Origin of the sequence: Hyalangium ruber (assembly GCF_034259325.1) — a bacterium.
GTDB lineage: Bacteria > Myxococcota > Myxococcia > Myxococcales > Myxococcaceae > Hyalangium_A > Hyalangium_A rubrum.
The window spans coordinates 1-14,036 of sequence record NZ_JAXIVS010000032.1 but is presented as its reverse complement, the minus strand read 5'-3'; the positions used below and the strand labels follow the sequence as shown (position 1 = coordinate 14,036).

General features: G+C 67.3%; 14 protein-coding genes. 10 read left to right on the top strand and 4 right to left on the bottom strand.

The window, feature by feature from the left end; genetic code table 11:
• Nucleotides 1-51: 51 nt before the first annotated feature.
• The gene (pth, locus tag SYV04_RS43300) at nt 52-627 is read left to right on the top strand and encodes an aminoacyl-tRNA hydrolase (RefSeq protein ID WP_321552003.1); all 576 of its coding nucleotides are present in this window, start codon (nt 52-54) and stop codon (nt 625-627) included.
• Between the two features lie 21 nt (nt 628-648).
• Here the strand turns inward: pth and SYV04_RS43295 are convergent, their stop codons facing one another.
• On the bottom strand, nt 649-2,724 hold the full coding sequence (locus tag SYV04_RS43295) for a phage tail family protein (RefSeq protein WP_321552002.1): 2,076 nt from the start codon (nt 2,722-2,724) through the stop codon (nt 649-651).
• A 374-nt stretch (nt 2,725-3,098) separates the two neighbouring features.
• On the opposite strand from SYV04_RS43295, the gene rpsF reads away from it, so the two are divergent.
• From rpsF to SYV04_RS43260, 7 genes are all read left to right on the top strand, one after another.
• Nucleotides 3,099-3,575, top strand: coding sequence for a 30S ribosomal protein S6 (gene rpsF / locus SYV04_RS43290; RefSeq protein WP_321552001.1), 477 nt, complete (start codon nt 3,099-3,101; stop codon nt 3,573-3,575).
• Nucleotides 3,576-3,626: 51 nt separating this feature from the next.
• Nucleotides 3,627-4,040, top strand: a complete 414-nt coding sequence (gene rpsR / locus SYV04_RS43285; RefSeq protein WP_321552000.1) for a 30S ribosomal protein S18 — start codon at nt 3,627-3,629, stop codon at nt 4,038-4,040.
• A gap of 30 nt (nt 4,041-4,070) precedes the next feature.
• The gene (gene rplI, locus SYV04_RS43280; protein ID WP_321551999.1) at nt 4,071-4,514 is read left to right on the top strand and encodes a 50S ribosomal protein L9; all 444 of its coding nucleotides are present in this window, start codon (nt 4,071-4,073) and stop codon (nt 4,512-4,514) included.
• Nucleotides 4,515-4,686: 172 nt separating this feature from the next.
• Entirely contained in the window at nt 4,687-6,063 is a 1,377-nt protein-coding gene (gene dnaB, locus SYV04_RS43275; protein ID WP_321551998.1) for a replicative DNA helicase, read from the top strand.
• A 140-nt stretch (nt 6,064-6,203) separates the two neighbouring features.
• Nucleotides 6,204-7,736, top strand: a complete 1,533-nt coding sequence (locus SYV04_RS43270) for a Ca2+-dependent phosphoinositide-specific phospholipase C (protein ID WP_321551997.1) — start codon at nt 6,204-6,206, stop codon at nt 7,734-7,736.
• Between the two features lie 44 nt (nt 7,737-7,780).
• Nucleotides 7,781-8,770, top strand: coding sequence for a TIGR01777 family oxidoreductase (locus SYV04_RS43265; protein ID WP_321551996.1), 990 nt, complete (start codon nt 7,781-7,783; stop codon nt 8,768-8,770).
• The gene (locus SYV04_RS43260; RefSeq protein WP_321551995.1) at nt 8,770-9,369 is read left to right on the top strand and encodes a YdeI/OmpD-associated family protein; all 600 of its coding nucleotides are present in this window, start codon (nt 8,770-8,772) and stop codon (nt 9,367-9,369) included. Before SYV04_RS43265 ends, SYV04_RS43260 begins: the two co-directional genes overlap by 1 nt.
• A 330-nt stretch (nt 9,370-9,699) precedes the next feature.
• On the opposite strand, the gene SYV04_RS43255 is transcribed toward SYV04_RS43260, so the two are convergent.
• Nucleotides 9,700-9,855: a hypothetical protein gene (locus tag SYV04_RS43255; RefSeq protein WP_321551994.1), complete on the bottom strand. Its 156-nt coding sequence runs from the start codon at nt 9,853-9,855 to the stop codon at nt 9,700-9,702.
• 73 nt (nt 9,856-9,928) lie between these two features.
• Between SYV04_RS43255 and SYV04_RS43250 the strand changes: the two genes are divergently transcribed.
• Nucleotides 9,929-10,057, top strand: a complete 129-nt coding sequence (locus tag SYV04_RS43250) for a hypothetical protein (protein WP_321551993.1) — start codon at nt 9,929-9,931, stop codon at nt 10,055-10,057.
• Here SYV04_RS43250 and recD2 read toward each other — a convergent pair.
• Both recD2 and SYV04_RS43240 read right to left on the bottom strand, forming a co-directional pair.
• Complete coding sequence (gene recD2 / locus SYV04_RS43245; protein ID WP_321551992.1) at nt 10,054-12,339, bottom strand: SF1B family DNA helicase RecD2; 2,286 nt, start codon at nt 12,337-12,339, stop codon at nt 10,054-10,056. The genes SYV04_RS43250 and recD2 overlap by 4 nt on opposite strands.
• Before the next feature lie 94 nt (nt 12,340-12,433).
• Nucleotides 12,434-12,925: a VOC family protein gene (locus SYV04_RS43240; protein WP_321551991.1), complete on the bottom strand. Its 492-nt coding sequence runs from the start codon at nt 12,923-12,925 to the stop codon at nt 12,434-12,436.
• Between the two features lie 114 nt (nt 12,926-13,039).
• Here SYV04_RS43240 and SYV04_RS43235 point away from each other — a divergent pair, with 114 nt between their 5' ends.
• A complete protein-coding gene (locus tag SYV04_RS43235) occupies nt 13,040-13,957 on the top strand; it encodes a dienelactone hydrolase family protein (RefSeq protein ID WP_321551990.1) in 918 nt (305 codons plus the stop codon).
• Nucleotides 13,958-14,036 lie beyond the last annotated feature (79 nt).

Genomic DNA, 14,036 nt, shown 5'->3' with positions numbered 1-14,036 from the left:
GGAGCGGGGCTGGCCTCTCGGGGCCGGCCCCGTTTGTTTTAGGAGCCTTGCATGAAGCTGATCTGCGGGCTGGGCAATCCCGGGCGCGAGTACGAGCGCCACCGGCACAACATCGGGTTCATGGTGGTGGAGGCGCTGCTGTCGCGGGCGCGGGCGGAGCTGAACCAGGAGAAGTTCCAGGCGCGGGTGGGCCAGGGCACGCTGGGCAGCGAGCGCATCCTCTTCGTGGAGCCGCAGACGTACATGAACCTGTCGGGCCGCTCGCTGGCGGAGGCGGCGCGCTTCTACAAGGTGGCGGTGGAGGACATTCTCGTCATCCACGACGAGCTGGACCTGCCCTTCGGGCGGCTGCAGCTCAAGGCGGGCGGAGGCACGGGCGGGCACAACGGGCTGAAGAGCTCGGTGCAGAGCCTGGGCGCGGACAGCTTCATCCGGCTGCGCTTCGGCATCGGCAAGCCGGAAGGGCCCAATGCCAAGGAGCGCGTGGCGGGCTACGTGCTCTCCAACTTCGACGACGGCGAGCGGCGTCAGCTCGAGGAGCACATCGGCCGGGCCTCGGACATGGCGGAGGTCTGGGCCCGCGAAGGGCTGGCCACGGCGATGAACCGCTTCAACCGCCGGGCCTGAGCCCCTCTCCTGCCGTGGGCGTTACCGCGCCTGGCGCCGCGTCGTCCGACGCTGGGTCTTCCGCTTCGCCGAGGGGCGCCGCGCCGTGCGGGCCGCCTCCATGGCTGGGACGCGGATGGGCGACAGGCGCGGCAGCTTGGCGATCGGAATGGCCGGGATGGGCAGCTTCGGCACGGGGAAGCTGACGATGGGCCGAGTGGCCTTGAAGTGCTGGGCGTAGGGCCGCAGCAGCTCCACGTCCAGGCCGACGCTCTCCAGGCGGCGGTAGGCCGCCTCGTGCTGGCCGAACTCCTCGTACCAGAACTCCTCGGCGATGACGGCCTGCTGCTCGCGGTTGAACTTCTTCAGGTCATTGCCGCGCTCGCGGAGCATGTCATCGGTCACCGTGTAGCCCTCGCTGCTGAGCTGCCCCTCGATGGCCTGGACCATGTAGACCGGGCCCGAGGTGACGCCCTGCCACACGTGCGCCAGCTCGTGGATGAGCGTCTTCATGTCGATCTCCGCCGACGAGGCGAAGTTGATGACGTACATCGTCGTGAACGGCCGCCCCCCATTGACCAGGTTGACGAGGTCCGAGGGCAGCGAGGCGACGGCGACCTTCACCCGGCTCAGTTCGATGACGTCGCCGTACACCCGTCGAGCCTGCCGCTTCTCCTCGGCCGTCAGCTCCCGGTGCCCGCCGATCACGTCCAGCAGCGTGGCGAAGGCCAGGCCCGCTACCCCTCCGGCCGTCTCCAGCGCCGCCTTCATGATGAGGACGGGGCTCTTGCCCAGGGCGATGAGCCCCTGGAAGAAGCCCTTTCGGAACTGCTCGGCCACGTGGGTGACGATGTCGGTCACCGCCTGCCCCAGCTGGAGCCCCGCCGCCAGCAGCCCCTCCAGCACCATGCGGATGGTGCTGAGCTGGTCCTTCATGAAGGCCACCACGATGTCCGCGGCGGTCCGGAAGACCTTGTAGAGGCCCTCCACCATCCGCTTCAGCGTCTGCCCAGCGAGGTGGACGATGCCTTGGACGACCTCGGTCAGCTTCTTGCCGGCGAGCTGGAGCCCCTTGAAGATCTGCTCCAGGGCTCCGGCGGCCAGATTCACCGCGGCGTCGACGATCTCCCGCACCTGCCTGCCGAGCTGGACGAGCGCCTTGAGGGTGGCATGGATGACCGAGGAGACCTGGTTGGCCACCGCCGAGACGATCTGCGCCACCCGCCGGCCCGCCTTGATGACCTCGTCCACCACGTCCTTGACGGTGTTGGCCACCTGCTTCGCGGCCCAGGCGAGCACCTCGGTGAGCGAGCGCCCCGCGTCGAGGATGCCCCGGACGAACTTGCGCACGGTGGCGGCGCCCTTCTTGGCGGCCTCGGTGAGGATCTCCGCCACCTTGCGGCCAGCGGCGATGAGCCCCTCGACGAAGTCGGAGATCTTGTCGGTGGTCCAGTCGACCACCTTGCCGATGGCGTCACCCAGGGACTTGCCCGCCGCCGAGAGCGCATCCCCCACCGTCTTCACGGCGCCCTTGAACCAGTCGCCAATCGCGCCGAGGAACTCGACACCCGGGGCCTGGGCGCGCTCGGTCCGCAGGACGTGGCCGGCCCGCTGGAACCACTCGGCGACGTCGTCCAGGTCGCCGCCGGCCTCGAAGTAGTCCTTCATGAAGGTGCGGGCGTCCTCCTGGGGCATGCCTCCAATGTTGTGGATGACCAGGGCCCCCTTGCCCTGCAGCCGGAAGGCGCGGCTCATCATCCGCCGCTGCTCGGGCCCAGCCTGGTGGGCCCACTGGATCAGCGGCTCGGACTCTTGCTCGGCCTCCGAATCGTCGCGCCAGTTGGCGATCACCCCTCGGGTGAAGTTGAGGGCGCGCACCTGCGAGGACTGGAAGAGGTTGGCGACGCTGGGCGCCACCTGTGCCCGCTGGAGCCCCAGCGTGCGTACCTCATCCTTGGCGGAGTCGACCGTGTTGAGCCGGATCGCCGACAGCTTCAGGCCAACGTCGGCGGGCAGTTGCAGCCCCAGGGCCTCGGCGCCCACGGCGGGCTTCGCGCGACGCGTGGACTTGGAGGCAGAGGACCGCTTGGAACCGGAAGAACGCTTGGAAACAGCCATGGGAGACCTCGGGAAATGGGCCGTGGATGCAACGGGCGCCGGGAGAGCCCCGGGCGCTGTGTCGCCAGGGCTTGAGTGCGGTGGTCTCCGGATGTGATGGCTCCTGGGCACCGCCCTCCCCCAGCGGGCAGGCAACCAGGCCGCCTCCCGCCTTGACTTGGGGGGAGGCCCCCCGTAGAAGGCCCCTTCCCTACCGCCCCCGGGTGGTGGGGGATGTTCTTTTCCATCTTCCCGTGTTCCGCACGGGACGAAGCGCGAAGGTGACGGGCGCGCGGTTTTTTCTCGTTCCCGGCGGACGGCCCCCTGGGTCGGCTGACCGTTTCCCCGCTCTCCGGATTGGCCGGAGGGCACTCGACCCCAAGGGGAGAGAAAACATGGCTGAGACACAGGCCGCGGCGCGGCTTCGTGAGTACGAGACCATCTTCCTGGTCAAGCCGGACCTCACCGACGACAACGTGGACCGCATCAAGGAGCGCGTCCGCGGCATCGTCAGCCGTGAGGGTGGCAAGGTGATTCGCTTCACGGTGTGGGGCAAGAAGAAGACGCTCTACCCCATCGCCAAGCAGCCCCGCGCCATCTACGTGCATACCCACTTCCTGGGTGACTCGAAGCTGGTGGCCGAGGTGGAGCGCAACCTGCGCAACCTCGACGAGGTGACGCGCTACCTGTCCGTGAAGATCGCGGACGAGGTGGACCCCGAGTCCCGTCCGGTGCTCGAGGACGTGAAGATGGCCGGCGACGTCGAGGAGACGCGTCCGGGGGCGAGCGCCGAGCGCGAGTCCGGTGGCTTCCGTGGCGAGGCTTCCGACGAGGGCGGCGACACCGAGGAGGAGACCGCCGAGGAGGCCTAACGGCCCTCCGGTCTTCCACGAACCCTTTCGAGTTCGAGGACAAGAACACTCATGAACGGTACGGATAACAAGACGGCTCCCTCGGGAGGCGCGCGCTCCGCGGGTGGTTTCGGTGGTGGTGGCGGCGGCGGTGGTCGCGGTGGCTTCGGCGGTGGTGATCGCGGCGATCGCGGTGGCGATCGGGACCGCGGTGGCGACCGGGGCGATCGCGGCATGGGCGGCGACGACGACAAGCGCGGCGGGCGCGGCTTTGGCCGCAAGAAGGTCTGCCGCTTCTGCGCCGAGCGCAACACCAAGGTGGACTTCAAGGATCAGGCGACCCTGAAGTACTTCGTCACGGAGCGCGGCAAGATCATCCCCCGCCGCATCTCCGGCAACTGCGCCAAGCACCAGCGCGAGGTGGCGGTGGCCATCAAGCGCGCCCGCGGCCTGGCGCTCCTCCCCTACAACGCGATGGTGGGCTAGTTCGCCCCGTCCGAATTTCGGAGAAATCACATGAAGGTCATTCTTCGTGAGGACATCGACGGTCTCGGCAAGTCCGGCGAGCTCGTCACCGTCAAGGACGGCTTCGGCCGCAACTACCTGCTTCCGCGCAAGAAGGCGGTGCTCGCCAACGAGCAGAACATCCGCCAGCTCGAGCACGAGAAGGGCGTCATCTCCGCGCGCAACGCCAAGCTGAAGGGCGCCGCCGAGGAGACCGCCAAGAAGCTGGGCTCCATCAAGGTCACCATCAAGCGCAAGGTCGGCGAGCAGGACAAGCTGTTCGGCTCCGTCACCGCGCTGGACATCGCCGAGGCGCTGGCCTCCCAGGGCCAGCAGGTGGATCGTCGCGGTCTGCACCTGCCCGAGCCCATCAAGACGGTGGGCACGCACGAGGTGGAGCTGCGCCTGCACCGCGATGTGGCTGCCAAGATCAAGGTCGACGTCGTCGCCGAGTAGGCGAAGGTATCGCACCTCACCGTAGCTTCAGGGCCGTCCGGACACCCGGGCGGCCCTGTTTTTTTGCGTGGGTTGCCGGCTCGAAGCAGGCTCCGGAGGGAGCAGGCAGGGAACCCATACGGGGGGGCGGATTCACCCCTGTCAGTCCTCCCAGTAAACTGTGAGCACTCTCATGACGAACGTCCTCGATGGTCGTGAAGGCCGGCGGGTCCACGAGGATCTCGCCGCGGAGCGCGCGGTGCTCGGCGCGGTGCTGGCCGACAACACGCTGATCGCCAGCGTGGCGGAGGCCGTCCACCCGGACGACTTCGCCAGCCCGGCCCACTCGGCCATCTTCGCCGCGATGCTCAAGCTGGACTCCACCCAGCGCCAGGTGGACCACCTGACGCTCGCGGAGGAGCTGAAGCTGGCGGGGCACCTGGCCACGGTGGGCGGTCCGGCCTACCTGATGGCCCTGGACCAGGGCGTGCCCCTGGCGCACAACGCCGTCCAGTACGCCAACATCGTCAAGGATCAGGCGCTGCGGCGGCGGCTGGTGGCGGTGGGCCGCGAAATCGTGGAGATGGCCAGCCAGGAGACGGGCGACGTCGAGGTCATCCTCGATGAGTCCGAGCGCCGGCTGTTCAACCTGGCCGAGAAGCGCCGCGAGGGAGACCTTCGGGCCGTCAGCGAGCTGATGGAGCAGACGCTGACTCTGCTCGACAAGATGAAGGCCTCGGCCTCGGGCGTGACGGGCCTGTCCACCGGCTTCGTGGACCTGGACATGCAGCTGACGGGTCTGCACGCCGGCGAGCTCATCATCCTGGCGGCGCGCCCGGGTATCGGAAAGACGTCGCTGGTGATGAACATCGCCATGCACGCGGCCCTCAACAAAGAGGACCCCAAGGCGGTGGCCATCTTCAGCCTGGAAATGCCCGCCGACCAGCTGCTGATGCGTCTGCTGGCCTCGAGCGCGCGCGTGGACATGAAGAAGCTGCGCGGCGGCCGGCTCACGGCGAACGACGAGGAGAAATTCCAGGAGATGGCCGGCGAGCTCTACAACGCCCCCATCTACATCGACGACTCTGGCGGCCTGTCGCCCTTCGACCTGCGCGCCAAGGCGCGGCGGCTCAAGCAGAAGGATCCCCGGCTGTCGCTGATCGTCATCGACTACCTCCAGCTGATGCACCAGAAGGGCAAGGTGGAGAGCCGCCAGTTGGAGGTGAGCGAGATCTCCCGCAGCCTCAAGCAGCTGGCCAAGGAGTTGGAGGTGCCGGTGATCGCCCTCAGCCAGCTCAACCGTAAGGTGGAGGAGCGCAAGGGCGGCCAGCCCATGCTCAGCGACCTGCGTGAGTCGGGCTCCATCGAGCAGGACGCGGACGTGGTGATGTTCATCCACCGCGAGGAGCCAGAGGAAGGCGAAGGGGGCGGTGAGCAGCGCGCGAGCTCCGTCATCCCCGTGGAGCTGATCATCGCCAAGCAGCGTAACGGCCCCGTCGGCTCGGTCCCGCTGGTGTTCCTCTCGGAGTTCACTCGCTTCGAGAGCCGCGCCCGGGGCGACTTCCAGTAGGAGCGCGTCAGGCGCCCGGGGCCATCCCCTAGACTGGGGGCATTGCGGACTCGTCGGTCGGTTCTGACGCGGAGGGGCTTCCCTCGGGGTGTGGCTCTCCTGCAAGGTGGAGGGCCCCCTCCCTCACGAAAGCCCCGGCCATGACGCTTCGCGCCCCCCTGCTGCTCGCGCTGCTGGCATCGTTCGCGCTCGTCCCCTCCGCCCACGCCCAACCCGCCTACAACGAGCTGCGCCAGAAGTCGTCCCACAACTCGTACCAGCGCCATGAGGCGGTGCTCGACCAGCTCGTCTACCACCGCATCCGCTCGCTCGAGTTCGACATCCACACCGGCAAGAGCGGCTGGTCCAAGACAGCGGGCAACTGGTTCGTCTACCACGACGACAACGAGCCGGAGACCACCTGCCACCGGCTCTCGGACTGCCTGGAGGAACTGCGCGCCTTCCACCTCGCCAACCCGAACCACGAGGTGGTGACGGTGTGGGTGGATCTCAAGGACCCCTTCGAGACGGGGCGCCTGCCTCAGGACCTGGATGCGCGCATCACCACGCACCTGCCGTCCGCGTGGCTCTTCAAGCCCTCGGACGTGATGGCGGCGTGCCCGGGAGTCAGCAGCCTGCAGGCGGCGCTGACGGGCGCCTGCACCTGGCCCACCCACACGGCGCTGCGGGGCCGCTTCGTCTTCGTCCTCACCGGTGGGGACGTCTCCTCGTCCACGAGCAAGCTCAACACCTATGTCTCCAACGGCACGACGGCCACCAGCCGCGTGGCCTTCATCGCTCCGGATCTGAAGAGCACCTCGGGCATTGGCACTCGGCAGTACGCCGTCTTCTTCAACATGGAGAATACCTACGCTCCCCTGTCCACGGACGTCCACCTGGCCAACTTCATTGGCCGGGTGTGGGGAGTGAATGACACGACGTCCTGGAGCCGGGCGGTCTCGCTCAACACCCACCACGTGGCCACGGACAAGGTGAGCTACCACATGGATCCGTGGGCGGTGACGCACAATGGCCTGGGCTGGCCCTTCCAGTGCCTGGAGGGCTGGCCCTGCGCGAGCAACCAGGAGGCGGTGGACAGCTTGGGCGTCGAGGTGGACTCGGGTGACATCTGGTCCTCGAGCGACAGCTTCCTGTTCGCGCACGAGAGCAACAGCGCGGTGACCACGACGACGTGGACGGCCTCGGTGTCGACGCCCAACAGCCACGTGGATGAGTGGGCCAAGGGGTGCCTGATGGTGCGAGCGGGCACCACGGCCACGGCGCGCTACTTCGCCATCTGCCGAGCGGCGGACAACCACAAGCTGCGCGTCCAGTACCGCACCAGCACGAGTGGCGCCTCGACCGCGGCGGAGGTGGACATTCTCCCGGCGGACACGGTGGACCAGGAGAGCCTCACCTTCCTGCGCCTCACGGTGCAGTACGACGGGGCGCAGACGTGCGCCTCGGGGTATGGCTCGCAGAACGGCTCGACGTGGAAGCTCATCGCCAGCCAGTGCTTCTCAGGACTGCTGGCGAACCAGGGGCTCGCGGTGAGCTCGCACGGAAGCGGCAAGGTGAAGCTGCTGTTCGGCAACGTGAAGCGCGACACCACGCTGTACCGGGCGGCCTCCTTCCCGAATAAGACGGCTATCGGCGGGGCGAGTTCCTGGCGAGTATTCGACGGGTTCTTCTAACCCCCTCGTCACCGCGAAGAGCCTGCCGACACTTGGGAGGACCCATGAAGATCGTGATTCCTGGAGGCACAGGGCAGGTGGGCACCTTGCTCGCCCGCGCGTTTCTCGCGCAGGGACATGACGTCGTCATTCTCAGCCGGAGCGGCAAGGGAGAGGCGCGCACCGTGCATTGGGACGGCCGCACTCTCGGCGCGTGGGCCCTGGAGTTGGACGGAGCCGACGCCGTCATCAACCTGGCCGGGAGGAGCGTGAACTGCCGCTATACACAGGAGAACCTGCGGGCGATGAAGGACTCACGCGTGGACTCGACGCGCGTGGTGGGCCAGGCCATCGCTCAGGCTCAGCGCCCGCCCCGGGTGTGGCTGCAGATGAGCACGGCGACCGTCTACGCGCACCGCTTCGAAGCCCCGAACGACGAGGCGACGGGCCAGCTCGGCGGCGACGAACCAGATGCTCCCAGTTACTGGCGGGTGAGCGTCGACATCGCGAAAGCCTGGGAAGAGGCGCAGCGAGAGGCAAACACCCCGCACACACGCAAGGTCGCGCTCCGCACCGCGATGGTGATGAGCCCGGACCGGGATGGCATCTTCGACGTGCTCCTGGGGCTCACACGCCGGCGGCTGGGGGGCGCGGCGGCCGGTGGTCGCCAGTTCGTCTCCTGGATCCACGACCGCGACTTCGTCCGCGCCGTCCAGTTCCTGCTGGAGCACGAGGAATTCGAGGGACCGGTCAACCTGGTCTCGCCGAATCCCCTTCCCCAGCGCGACTTCATGGCGGAGCTTCGTGCAGCGGCGGGAGTGGGGCTCGGGCTGCCCGCGACGAAGTGGATGTTGGAGATCGGCGCCTTCTTCATGCGAACGGATACGGAGCTGCTATTGAAGAGTCGCCGTGTGGTTCCTGGCCGCCTGCATGCAGCGGGTTTCACGTTCGAGTTTCCCGAATGGCCTCAGGCAGTTCGGGACCTCGTCAGTCGCTGGCAAACCACCGCTGGTTCAGAAGGTACGACGGCCCGCACAGAGCGAAAGGCAGACTGATGGCACCCGTCCAGGTTCGGGCTGAAAAGGTCCGTGAGTTCAAGGATGCCGAGAGCTTCTACAAGTGGCTCGGCAAGCACCACGACAAGGAAGACGAGCTCTGGATCAAGATTCACAAAGTGGATTCAGGGCTCCGATCGATCACCCCCAAGGAGGCCATTGACGTGGTGCTCTGTTGGGGCTGGATCGACGGGGTGCGCAAGGGGTTCGACGACAAGAGCTTTCTGCAACGGTATACGCCGCGCGGAAAGAAGAGCATCTGGAGCCAGATCAACGTCGACAACGTCGCCCGACTCATCAAGGAAGGCCGGATGACCCCGCACGGGCTCGAGGCCGTCGATGCCGCCAAGGCTGACGGCCGTTGGGATCGCGCCTACGGAAGCGGCAAGGACATGAAGATCCCCGACGATCTTCAAGCCGCGATCGATGCCAAGCCCAAAGCGAAGACCATGTTCGAAAAGCTCAGCGCGCAGAACCGGTTCGCCCTGGCCTTCCGGATCCACAACCTGAAGACCGAAGCCGGGCGGAAGAAGAAGATCGAGACCCTGGTCGCGATGCTCGAGCGCGGCGAGACGATCTACCCACAGCGCAAGAAATGAGCCTCCGGTGCGGCTGCAGGCATTCGCACCATGCGTCACGAACCAGCAACACGCCTTGTGCTACTCTTCCGCCTCTTTCTCTTCTCATCGGAGGCAGTCCATGAAGCATTTTCTGGGTGTCCAACTTCCGGCGATGTTCGCGGCGTCCCTTTTCGCGGTGGCCTGTGGAGGTCCAATGGAGGAAGCCTCCGAGTTGGAGGAAACGCAGACGCTCCAGAAGAGTGAGCAGGCATTGGCGACGCTAACCACGGGCATCGCGTTCTGCACCAACAAGGGGAACGGCCTCTTCGGGTGTTCGGGGGGAGCCAATGGAGGGACGCCTCCTTACGCTTACTCTTGGACGGGCAACCAATACGTCTCCATCACCCACGTCGCCACGGGCCCCTCGAACACACGAATCGACGGGTCCTGCACCATCGGCAGGCTGAACCAGGTGACACTGACCGTCACGGATTCCGTGGGCGCCACGGCTTCAGCGACGCGCAACGTTGCGTGCTCCCTTATCGCGCCCTAGGAGTTTGTTGAGGTAACGGGCGACGAGCCTGGCGGGTAGCAGAGCGTGCTGCGTGGCAACGTGCTCTCCACCGAGCACTCCTTCCCACAGGAGGACGGAGTGCATCGGCTGTCACTGGAGGGCTACGGCTACCGGTGGTTCCGCGTCGGTGAGCAGGACGACGCGAGGCGCTAGTCCCGCAGCCGCGCGGCGAGCCGCGTGAAGCGCTTCTGGGTTTCCCCATTTCGCACCGCGAGCCCCAGCGCCTTCTTGCTTCCCACCAGCACCACCAGCTTCCGGCCCCGCGTCACGCCGGTGTAGAGCAGGTTGCGCTGCAGCAGCGTGTAGTGCTGCGTGTGCAGGGGCAGCACCACACACGGGTACTCGCTGCCCTGCGACTTGTGCACACTGGTGGCGTAGGCGAGCACCAGCTCATCGAGGTCCGACCAGGCGTAGGCCACCGGTCGCCCGTCGTAGCGCACCACCAGCGCCTGCTCCTCGCGGTCGATGACCTCCACCCGCCCGATGTCCCCGTTGAAGACGTTGAGCTCGTAGTTGTTGCGCACCTGCATCACCTTGTCGCCCACCCGGAAGGTCCGATTGCCCCGGACGAGCTCCTCTCCGGAAGGGTTCAGGTGCTCCTGCAGCGCCGCGTTGAGGCTCGCGGTGCCAATGAGGCCCCGGTTCATCGGCACGAGCACCTGCACCTCGTCCACCGGGTGCAGGCCGAAGCGGCGCGGAATGCGCTCCTTCACCAGCGTCTTGACGGCCGCGAGGATGGCCTCGGGCTCCTCCTTCTCCACGAAGTAGAAGTCGGCCAGCGCGTCGGCGGGGGGCACCTGGGGCAGCTCGCCCTGGTTGATGCGGTGCGCGTTGGTGATGATGAGGCTGGCCTGCGCCTGGCGGAAGATGTGCTTGAGCCGCACCACCGGCACATGCCCGGAGGCGATGATGTCCTGGAGCACGCTACCCGGCCCCACGCTGGGCAGCTGGTCCACGTCCCCCACGAGCAGCAGCTGGCAGTGGGGCGGCAGCGCCTTGAGCACGCTGAGCATCAGCACGGTGTCCACCATGGACACCTCATCGAGCACCAGCACGTCGGCCTGGAGCGGGTTGTTCCGGTCGCGTTGGAAGCTGTGGGTGCGGGGGTTGTACTCGAGCAGCCGGTGGATGGTCTCCGCCTCGCGTCCCGTCGCTTCCCCCATCCGCTTGGCCGCGCGTCCCGTGGGGGCCGCGAGCAACAGCCGGCGGTCCTTCTTCTCCAGGATGGAGAGGATCGCGTTGACCAGCGTCGTCTTCCCCGTGCCCGGGCCGCCGGTGATGACCAGCACCTTGGCCACCATCGCCTGACGCACCGCCTCCTTCTGCTCGGGGGCCAGCGAGATGCCCTGGCGGGCCTCGGCCCAGGCGACGGCCCGCTCCACGTCCACCTCCAGGGGCCGCGCGGGCCAGGCGGCGAGCGCCCTGAGGAGGTTGGCGACGCCGATCTCCGAGACGTGCAGCGCCTTCAAGTAGACCGCCTCGCAGGCGTCCTCGGGGCGGGGGTGGGCCAGGGCGTTGACCCCCTCCACGGCGAGGTACTCGGCGGCGTCGAGCCGGGTGATGGCCGCCTCCACGAGCGCGGGCGTCACCTCCAGCATCTCCACCGTGCGCGCGCTGAGCTTCTCGCGCGGCGCGTAGAGGTGGCCGTCCTCGGAGAACTCGCGCAGCACGTGCAACACCCCCGCCTCGGCGCGCCTGGGCGAGTCCGGAGGCACGCCGAGCGACCGGGCGATGCGGTCGGCGGTGCGAAAGCCGATGCCGTACACGTCGATGGCCAACCGGTAGGGATTGTCCCGCACCACGTCCACCGCCCTGGCGCCGTACTGCTTGTAGACCTTCACCGCGAAGCTGGCCGGCACCTCGTGGGACTGCAGGAAGACCATCACCTGACGGATGTCGCGCTGCTCGGCCCACGTTTCGCGCAGGAGCTTGCGGCGCTTCTCCCCGAAGCCCTTCACCTCCGCCAGCCGCTCGGGCTTCGAGTCGATGATGTCCAGCGTCTCCAGGCCGAAGTGCTGCACCAGGCGCCTGGCCATCGCCGGGCCCACGCCCTTCACCAGCCCGCTGCCGAGGTACTTCTCGATGCCCACCAGCGTCGCCGGCTTCACCGTCGCGAAGGAGACGACGCGGAACTGTTCCCCGTACTTCCGGTCCTGCACCCACGAGCCGGTGAGGCGCAGGAACTCGCCGGGCTGGGCGCCCAGGAGGTTGCCCACGGCGGTGATGGGCTCCTTGCGACCGGGGAGCAACACCCGCACCACGCTCCAGGCGGCCTCCTCGTTGGCGTAGGTGATGCGCTCGAGGCTTCCCTCCACGGTGGTGGTGGGACGCTCAGGGGAGCTGGCCTCATGGGCCGAGGGGGCCCCATCCCGCGCGGAGGGCAGGATGCCCCCTACCTCGGCGGCGTACACCGGGGAGGAACGGGAAGCGGACATGGCGCCGGGAAATTATCAGGGCGCTGGCTCCCGAGGCAGTGGCAAGCCAGGCCCTGGTGAAGGAGGGCCGCCGAGCATGCAGCCGACCGCGTCCTCAGCGCGCCGGCTTCGGGACGTGCTGATCAATCAGGATGGGGTTGCCATCGGGATCGATGAGCATGAGGCTCGCGGGGCCGGTGGAGGATTCGTCGGCGGCGGAGGCGAGGGTGAGGCCACGGGCCTGGAGGGTCTTCTGGAGCTCGCGGACGTCGTCAAAGTCGGCGAGTGCAGTGGCGTTGCGGTCCCAGCCCGGATTGAACGTCAGGATGTTCTTGTCGAACATTCCCTGGAAGAGGCCGATGGTGCTGGTCTCGTTCTGCATGATGAGCCAGTTCTGGGCCTGGTCACCGCCGAAGACCCTGAAGCCAAGCTTCTCGTAGAACGCGCGGGAGGCGGCGAGGTCCTTGACGGCGAGGCTGACGGAAAAATTGCCGAGGCGCATGAGTGCGGCTCCTGAGGTCGGGGCGGTGGCGGGTTGGCGAGCAGGCGCCGTCGCGCAGCCGCTCAGGGTGAGGACAAGCAGCATGCTGCTGAGAATTCGAAGCATGGGTGCTCCAGGGCTGACGAGGGTGGCTGCCGCTCGGCATGGTAGCTGAGTTCAACAGAGCCAGGCAGGGACTGCGTCACGGGTCGGCATACCCGCGTGATACGCTGCGGCGCCATGGCCGAGATGAAGAGAGCCGAGGACTTCGACCAGGACCTGCTCATCCTGTTCGATGCGTACGTGCATGGCGACATCGATCGCCGTGGCTTTCTCGAGAAGGCAGCGCGCTTTGCCGCCGGTGGCGTCACCGCCGCCATGTTGCTGGGCATGCTGTCGCCAAAGTTCGCCGAAGCGCAGCAGGTGCCGAAGGACGACGCGCGGCTGAAAACGGAGTACGCGGAGTACGAGTCGCCGAAGGGCTACGGCAAGATGCGGGGCTACCTGGCTCGACCGGCGAAGGCCACGGGCAAGCTGCCCGCGATCCTCGTCATCCATGAGAACCGCGGCCTCAATCCGCACATCGAGGACATCACGCGGCGGCTGGCGCTGGAGAACTTCATGGCGTTCGCGCCTGACGCGCTCTTCCCGCTCGGCGGATACCCCGGCACCGAAGATGAGGCGCGTGCGCTCTTCCCGAAGCTGGACCAGGCGAAGACGCGGGAAGACTTCGTCGCGGCCGTCCAGTGGCTGACGAAGCGACCGGACTCGACCGGGAAGGTCGGCGTGGTCGGCTTCTGCTACGGCGGAGCCATGGCGAACATCCTCGCGACGCGGATTCCCAAGCTCGCGGCGTCCGTGCCCTTCTACGGCACCTCACCGGCGCCTGAAGAGGTCGCGAAGATCAAAGCGCCGCTGCTGATCCACCTCGCCGAGAACGACGAGCGCGTCAACTCGAGCTTCCCTCCGTACGAGGAAGCGCTGAAGAAGAACAAGGCGAAGTACCAGGCATTCACGTATCCGGGAACCCAGCACGGGTTCAACAACGACACGACGCCGCGCTACGACCCCGAAGCCGCGAAGCTCGCCTGGACGCGTACGCTGGAGTTCTGTAAGACCTCGCCGTGCCCCGTCGTGACGGGCTCCGGCCTCTCATGAGACCTCCCTTGGCCACACGCCAGGGAGGTGGTCCATGGAGTTGGAGAAGGAATTGGAGCAGTTCCGTCAGGAAGCGCAG

Coding starts and splice junctions, on each gene's coding strand:
- pth (WP_321552003.1), top strand. CDS start 52: ATGAAGCTGATCTGCGGGCTGGGCAATCCCGGGCGCGAGTACGAGCGC.
- SYV04_RS43295 (WP_321552002.1), bottom strand. CDS start 2,724: ATGGCTGTTTCCAAGCGTTCTTCCGGTTCCAAGCGGTCCTCTGCCTCC.
- rpsF (WP_321552001.1), top strand. CDS start 3,099: ATGGCTGAGACACAGGCCGCGGCGCGGCTTCGTGAGTACGAGACCATC.
- rpsR (WP_321552000.1), top strand. CDS start 3,627: ATGAACGGTACGGATAACAAGACGGCTCCCTCGGGAGGCGCGCGCTCC.
- rplI (WP_321551999.1), top strand. CDS start 4,071: ATGAAGGTCATTCTTCGTGAGGACATCGACGGTCTCGGCAAGTCCGGC.
- dnaB (WP_321551998.1), top strand. CDS start 4,687: ATGACGAACGTCCTCGATGGTCGTGAAGGCCGGCGGGTCCACGAGGAT.
- SYV04_RS43270 (WP_321551997.1), top strand. CDS start 6,204: ATGACGCTTCGCGCCCCCCTGCTGCTCGCGCTGCTGGCATCGTTCGCG.
- SYV04_RS43265 (WP_321551996.1), top strand. CDS start 7,781: ATGAAGATCGTGATTCCTGGAGGCACAGGGCAGGTGGGCACCTTGCTC.
- SYV04_RS43260 (WP_321551995.1), top strand. CDS start 8,770: ATGGCACCCGTCCAGGTTCGGGCTGAAAAGGTCCGTGAGTTCAAGGAT.
- recD2 (WP_321551992.1), bottom strand. CDS start 12,339: ATGTCCGCTTCCCGTTCCTCCCCGGTGTACGCCGCCGAGGTAGGGGGC.
- SYV04_RS43240 (WP_321551991.1), bottom strand. CDS start 12,925: ATGCTTCGAATTCTCAGCAGCATGCTGCTTGTCCTCACCCTGAGCGGC.
- SYV04_RS43235 (WP_321551990.1), top strand. CDS start 13,040: ATGGCCGAGATGAAGAGAGCCGAGGACTTCGACCAGGACCTGCTCATC.